General features: G+C 40.6%; 4 protein-coding genes. 1 reads left to right on the top strand and 3 read right to left on the bottom strand.

Features of this window, described 5'->3' with window-relative positions; all coding sequences use genetic code 11:
- A partial coding sequence (locus tag SAGCYANO_RS32735; protein WP_202223889.1) for a DNA/RNA non-specific endonuclease occupies positions 1–4,794 on the top strand: 4,794 nt, incomplete at its 5' end.
- A 207-nt stretch (positions 4,795–5,001) separates the two neighbouring features.
- Here the strand turns inward: SAGCYANO_RS32735 and SAGCYANO_RS32730 are convergent.
- The 3 genes from SAGCYANO_RS32730 to SAGCYANO_RS32720 all read right to left on the bottom strand — a co-directional run bounded on the left by SAGCYANO_RS32730 (position 5,002) and on the right by SAGCYANO_RS32720 (position 7,054).
- Positions 5,002–5,607: a pentapeptide repeat-containing protein gene (locus SAGCYANO_RS32730; protein ID WP_202223888.1), complete on the bottom strand. Its 606-nt coding sequence runs from the start codon at positions 5,605–5,607 to the stop codon at positions 5,002–5,004.
- Positions 5,608–5,714: 107 nt separating this feature from the next.
- Complete coding sequence (locus tag SAGCYANO_RS48310) at positions 5,715–6,320, bottom strand: pentapeptide repeat-containing protein (protein ID WP_202223887.1); 606 nt, start codon at positions 6,318–6,320, stop codon at positions 5,715–5,717.
- Positions 6,321–6,448: 128 nt separating this feature from the next.
- Entirely contained in the window at positions 6,449–7,054 is a 606-nt protein-coding gene (locus tag SAGCYANO_RS32720; RefSeq protein ID WP_202223886.1) for a pentapeptide repeat-containing protein, read from the bottom strand.
- Positions 7,055–7,191: the final 137 nt, after the last annotated feature.

Here is a 7,191-nt window from a genome sequence, read left to right as displayed (position 1 = left end):
TTAACAAAAGTAGAAGTAAAAGTACCACCACCGTCAGATGATGGGTCAAATCAAGTAGCTGGAAGAGTTATCTTCCTAGAAGGAGAGAATTTCGGCAATAATCTTGATGAGTTAGAAGTGAACTTCCATTTAGGAGACAAAGCTTATCCAGGTACAATTTTACCAGAATTGAGTAATCTAGCAGAAGGAAAAATTGCAGTAGTAAGCGACTATGTTCCCTATGGAGAAGCATCTGTTTCCGTAGAAAAAACCATCACCTCCATAATTGGCACCGAAACAATTGTTGAAACTGAAACGATACAGTTACCAGTAGAAGAGCGGGTAGAATTAGCCATGACAACCATGACATTTAGCAACCGAGTCAATCTGATTAATGCTCGCAACCCTCTAGAAGTAATTGCATCAAACGAATCATCAAGTCAAGACTTATTGTTAGCCAGCATTCCAGTAGGAAGTCGCCCTCGTTATACGGCAGCCACAAGTGAAGCATCCAGAGCTTATGTAACTTTGGAAGGAGGTAGCGCTCTAGCAGTGTTAGACTTGCAAGGATTTCGACAGTTGGATACTCAACCCGATGTGGAAGGAGTAAATCCCATTGCTTTGCCTGATGATTCTAGTCCGCGCCCTCTGATTATTGACCCCCTAGATAATTATGCTTATGTAGGTGATGGTAACAAGGGTCAGATTTATGTAATCGATATCAACCCCAATTCCCCTGATTATAATCAGCACGTTGAAACTATTGATGTTGGAGATGCACCCAGTGGGTTGAAGAAATTGGCAATTAGTAGTGATGGCAAGCGATTATTTGCTACGACTCCAGATGGAGGAACATCTAATGTGGGTCAGATTTTGGTGGTAAATATTGACCCAGAAGACCGTCCTGTAGGTGGTAGCGATAATGTGCGCAAGTGGCATCAGCAGATTGGAGCCATTGATGGTGGTCGTGGAACTGAGGGAATTACGGCTACTTCGGATGAGTTGAAGATGGCTTTTACTAATCGCTCTGACGAACCCAAGGGTTATGGGGTGTTGACTATTGTGAATAATGACCCTCTGAATTTTGAGGCCACGACCACTTATGCTCCGATGAGTTTGGGGCCATTTGATAGTTTTGATGTGAATGAAGCGGTGGATGTAGAGGTGATTTATGATGAGGTGACTGGTACTGATTATGCTTTTGTGGCTGGTTTCAATATGCGGAATTTTACCTTGAACTTCGGGAGTTTTGATGGTAAGAGTAATGTAGGAATTATTAAGGATGCTTTGGGGGATAATCCGCAGTTGGTGGCAGGAACGCAAAGGATTCCGTTTGGAAATACTAGCGATTTGGCTTTGTCTAGTGACAATCGATTTTTGTTTGCTGCTTATCCGGGGATAGAGAGTACTTTTGCTTTTGATGTCAGGGAGATGATTTCGACTATTAATGACCCGACTAAGCAGACTCAGTTGGAGACTCAGGCGATTGATGTTGTGAATCCGAATGTGAGTGTGGCTGCGGATTTGCAGGTGGTGAGTACGAATCCGTTTACGCGGGAGATTGAGTGGAAGGTGCCGGATGGTAGCGAGCGGGGTCCGATTTCTACGGGTACTTTGCCTTGGGGGGTTGAGATGGCGTCTAAGGGGACGTTGATATCTCTGGAGGAGCCGGATGGAGATGATTTAACGCCGACTTTGAAGTGGAATATTTTCCGCCCAGGGAGCAAGTCGTCAGAGGGTGATGATTGTGATTCTTGCTTGCTCGCGCCTGCAAAAGAAGAAGATATTAAGTCTGTCAAGTTGTATATGAGCGTGTTTCCTAAAGGTCAGGGATTGTTGCCTGGCGATGATTGGGACGAGCTTAAAGATAAGCCTGAGACGGATTTGAATCCCCAACGTATTTTGACTGCTAAGTGGGAGAATGGTGGATGGAAGTGGGTGCAGAACAACCAAGATATTCCCAATGCTTCTAATACTTTTCAACAATTTACTCTGCCTGACGAACGGATGTTAACAGGGGGTCAAACTTATCATTGGGCAGTGGAGGTCGAGTGGAAGGATGAGGTCAAAAATGCACCGGGTAGTGGATTAACTGTGACTGGTGATTTTGAGACTAATTTGCCGGAAATTAAGGATGGCAGCAACCAATTTAGTAGCGTGACGGTGTTGACGCAGGGTGTGATGTCACCGGAGTCTAAGTCTTTTACTCAGCAGACGGTAGATGCGATGGCAGAACAAATGGAGGATGCTGGTGCTGCGGTAATGCGCTACTCTCCAACATCTGGAAAGTGGAATTCTGTAACTTATAATGATTCGATTAATGGGTGGACTGCTTCTCCTGTTTCTCCTGTTGAGGGTAAACCATTGGTGTTGTTGGCTGATTGGATGAATGGACTGGGTACGGATAATGGTAGTTTCCGAAGTGCTGGTGTGGCTGAAGCTGCTGCTGATGGTTTGTTTACCTCTTTGGTGGATTTAGATTTTAAGTATGGTGGTACTGTTGGTGGTGATAGTTTGTATGATGAGAATGGGGATTTGATTCGCTCTCAGGGGGCGGTGTTTAATTCGCCGTTGCATTTTGTTGGTTTCGGTCAAGGTGCGGTGGTGAATACTGAGATTGTCCAACGTTTGGGTACTTATTTCCCTAATGCAGGTGGTAGGAACGCTGAAAATCGGGATTTGCATTTTACTACGGTCGATCCTTTTGAGTATAATCCTGAAACTGTTAGTGGTGACTTTGAGGCTTATGCTCGAATGCTCGACCCTGAGATTGTGATTTGGGATAATGTGACTTATGCGGATAATTATTATCAGCAACAAGCTCCTGAAGGGGATGAGAAAGTGATTCGGGGTAAGCTTTTGACTGAAGCTGATAACAATCAAGAGTTGGAAAAGTGGGCAGGGTTTGACTCTGCTAAGGCGTCAGATAATCCTCATCATGCTGCGGTGTCTTGGTATGGGGGTACTGCTAATTTGAATGAGAGTCAGATTCCACAGGTCAAGCAGCAGGTTTTCCGACGGTTTGGGGATTTGTTGGCTGAGAATTTGGGTTCGGATAAGAGTTGGTTTGTGCCCGGTCATGTTAATGCTAATTTCCCTCATGGTGATGAGAATGCGCCGTGGGAAGGTATTGGCACGGGTTGGTTTTATTCGGTTAATGGTGGGGGTAAGGATTTGCGATCGTATTTTGTTAATGGTGTGAAGAAGAGTCGGGGTGACTTTGGGGACTTTAAGGAGTTTCAGGATTATTTGAAGAAAAATCGGCGTTCTGTTTCTGATGACAATACTTATACTGGTGGGGATGTTGGTAACTCTTTGCGGGGTGACTTTGCGGTGCCGACTTTGTTTAATGGAAATTTTGATGTTGTTGCTCCGGGTACAGTCGATAGTGACAAACCTCTTGCAGGGTGGTCTTACACTAATTCATCTTCTTCACCTACTACCAATAACTTAGTAGATTGGCGTGAAATTAAAACTTTTGACAAACAGCGAAATAAAATAGGTTTTGAAGGTACTCAACTCAACTACACCTTGAAGTTAGAACGAGACCAAAGTATTACACACAAGTCATCTGTTATACCTGATTGGGGTGTATTGCGCTTAGATGTTCATGCACCAGGAGTTAATAAGAAAGACTTGCGTGGAGAACTTCTTGTGAGTATCAATCCCCTAGACGGTAGCGCTTCTCACACAGAAACAATCCTCTTACAAAACGCAAGCAACAGTAAAGTTAACGATATTCCATCTTCTTATCAAGAGGATAAATACAAAATTGATTATGGAAAAAAAGGATTTGAATCTTTCTTTATTCCAGTTCCAGACAATTTGAGAGGCAAAACAGCAACTATCGATCTAAAGTTGCAGTCTACTGGTAAGAAGGAACCAATAGTCTACCTAGATAATGTCTTGTTTCAAAGTAACAGTTTAAGGTTTGGCAATCCTACTGATGCCAGAAATTCTACTCCAGAGGGTTATAAGAACAATTACTTGATTGAAAAGCCACAATACACGATTTCGTTCAATAAAACTCGCAATACTCCTAATTGGGTAAGTTCTGTGTTTGATGGTTCGTGGCTATCAGTAAAAAGTACTGAAGAAAGTACTGGAACAAAAGGTATTAAAAGACCTAGAGGATTTGCAGAAGATCCAGACTTAGATGGTACGGGTTGGTATAAAGTCAAGCAGGATGATTACAATTTTAGAACCCAGGTTCAGAAACATTACTCAGAAAAAGACTACGAGCATTTTGTCAAGAAAAGAAAAGCATTTTTCTTGCCAGAAAGAGGGCATTTAAGTGCTTCCAAGGATAGAAGTCGAAGCGCAAAAGATTTATATGCTACTTTCTTGACAACGAATATTTTTCCCCAAGATCAAAAACTAAACCGAGGAATGTGGAGCCAACTAGAAGCACAATTACGGACTGATACTGAACAATTTCAGCATCAAATTCATGTCATTTCTGGAGTAAAAGGAACTGGTGGTGACGAAAAAAATTGGAATATTTTCAAAGAATTTGAAGCTGCAACAAACTCAAAAGAAACAACTCCTGAAAAAGAAGTCGAAAAAATCCAAGTTCCTGACAGATTTTGGAAAGTTATTATGGGATTTAACAAAGGTTCAACATCAGAATATCCTGACTATGCTTATGCCGTACACATTCCTAACAATACTTTCGAGACTCACAACATTGACTACGGCAAAGTACCAGCAACAGGTAAAGCAAAGAGTTGGACTGATTTCCGAATGAGTATTGAAAAACTGGAACTGATACTTAATAATGACTTAAAAAAAATCTGGGGAGACTTTTTCCTATGATTTCCTTTCTAATATTACAGACCCCGAGATCAAGGAAAATCTCAAAAAACATGGTAAACAATAGAAACCTGTTGACTGATTGTCTGTTTTGGTTGAACTAAAAAAAAACATCGTAAATGATGGATAAATTGACTGGTTAAAAATTTATAAATCTCCTAACTTTTCCAGAAAAGTTAGGGGGTTTACTTAAGTTTATTGAGAGGGAGATTAACTGTTGCGGATGGTACCATCTGGCATAATTGTATTTTCAAAATAGGCTTCTCTAAAGTCAATGTTATCCCAACTAATATCTAAGATAATTTTTGTGAAGTCAACTTGAGTTAAATTAGCTTCATTGAACCAAACTGGACCATTAATCTTGGCTTTGCTAAAATTTACACCACTGAGATCGGCACAATAGAAGGAAGTTTCATAAAGCGTAGTCTTGCTCAAATTAGCTTCCTTCAAATTAGCTGTTACAAAGGTAGCTTCTTGCAAATCAGCACCACTTAGGTTGGCTCCACTCAGATTAGCTCTATTTAGACCAGTACGCCATAAGTCAGCTTTGTTAAGTAGAGCGCCACTTAAATTAGCTCCATCGAGAAGACGCTCTCTTAAATTAATACCTCTGAGATCGGCTCCACTCAAGTCACTATTTTGTAGAGCATAGATGAGGTCTTCCAAGCTATCTCCCCTGAATTTGACTCCCCTTAAGTCGATTCCGTTATCGAAATACTGGCCTGTGTATTTGATGATAAATCTACTAAAATCCCGCTGTCCGGCAGCGTAAAGTTCTAGTAATTCTTCTATAGTAATTTCATAAATTTTACTCATTATTGTTTTCCTAATTTCGTAAGTTTGTTAACATGAATGATTTCAATAGTTGTCTCAGCACTTTCTCAAAAAGTTAGGGGATTTACTTAAAGTTATTGAGAGCGAGATTAACTGTTGCGGACAGTACCATCTGGCATGATTGTATTTTCAAAATAAGCTTCTTTAAAACTAATTTCATCCCAACTAATATCTAAGATAACTTTTGTGAAGTCAACTTGAGTTAAATTGGCTTTATTGAACCAAACTGGACCCTTAATTTTGGCATTGCTAAAATTTACACCGCTGAGGTCTGCACGATCAAAACGAGTTTCATACAGCCTAGTTTTACTCAGGTTAGCTCCCATTAAATTAGCCCTCCAAAAGGTAGCGCTAGTTAAGCTAGCCCCACTTAGGTTTGCTCCACTTAGGTTCGCTCTATCAAGACCCGCACACCATAAGTCAGCTTTGTTAAGTAGAGCGCCACTTAAATTAGCTCCATCAAGAAGACGCTCGCCTAAATCAATGCCTCTAAGATCGGCTTTACTCAAGTTACTGTTTTGTAGGACATAGATAAGGCGGGACAAGCTATCTCCCCTAAATTTTACTCCCCTTAAGTCAATTCCATTCTCAAATTCTAGGTCTGTGTCTTTGATGATAAATCTACTAAAATCCCGCTGTCCGGCAGCGTAAAGTTCTAGTAATTCTTCTATGGTAATTTCAGAAATTTTACTCATTATTGTTTTCCTAATTTCGTAAGTCTATTGAGCTTTTGATATCAATATTAGCACTAACGAGAGCAGTAATTGTCTCACCACTTTCTTTAAAAGTTAGGGGGTTTACTTAAAGGTTATTGAGATTGAGATTAACTGTTGCGGATGCTGCCATCTGGCATAATTGTATTTTCGAAATAGGCTTCTTTAAAACTAATTTCATCCCAAGCAATATCTAAGGTAACTTTTGTGAAGTCAACTTGAGTTAAATTAGCTTTATCAAAGTAAATCGGGCGGTGAATCTTGGCATTGCTAAAATTTACACCGCTGAGGTCGGCACAATTGAAAGAGGTTTCATAAAGCTTAGTCTTGCTCAAATTAGCTCCCTTCAAATTAGCTGTCACAAAAGTAGTCCCACTTAGACTAGCTCCACTTAGGTTAGCCCCACTTAGGTTGGCTCTATTTAGGCCAGCACACCATAAAGAAGCTTTGTTGAGTAAAGCTCCACTTAAATTACAGCAGTCCAGATTAGCTTTGCGAAAGTTAATACCTCTAAGATCGGCTCCACTCAAGTTACTGTTTTCTAGGGAGAAAAATATGGCTTCCAAGCTATCTCCTCTAAATTTTACTCCCCTTAAGTCGATTCCGTTCTCGAAATATTGGTCTGTGTGTTTGATTGTGTATCTAGTAAAATCCCGCTTCCCGGCAGCGTAAAGTTCTAGTAATTCTTCTATGGTAATTTCAGAAATTTTGCTCATTATTGTTTTCCTAATTTCGTAAGTCTATTGAGCTTTTGATATTAATATTAGCACTAATATCATGTCCGGATAATCAGTGATAAAAAAACCTTTTACCTTTTAACCTTTCTTTGCCTCCTGCCTTCTGCCTTCTGTCC

The sequence above is a fragment of the Okeania sp. KiyG1 genome (assembly GCF_014132355.1).
GTDB lineage: Bacteria > Cyanobacteriota > Cyanobacteriia > Cyanobacteriales > Microcoleaceae > Okeania.
Note: the sequence above shows the minus strand (reverse complement) of the source record. Positions and strands in the feature narration are given on the sequence as shown.

What these genes read in the sequence shown, in the direction of transcription:
- SAGCYANO_RS32730 (WP_202223888.1), bottom strand. Translation starts at nt 5,607, where the DNA reads ATGAGTAAAATTTATGAAATTACTATAGAAGAATTACTAGAACTTTAC.
- SAGCYANO_RS48310 (WP_202223887.1), bottom strand. Translation starts at nt 6,320, where the DNA reads ATGAGTAAAATTTCTGAAATTACCATAGAAGAATTACTAGAACTTTAC.
- SAGCYANO_RS32720 (WP_202223886.1), bottom strand. Translation starts at nt 7,054, where the DNA reads ATGAGCAAAATTTCTGAAATTACCATAGAAGAATTACTAGAACTTTAC.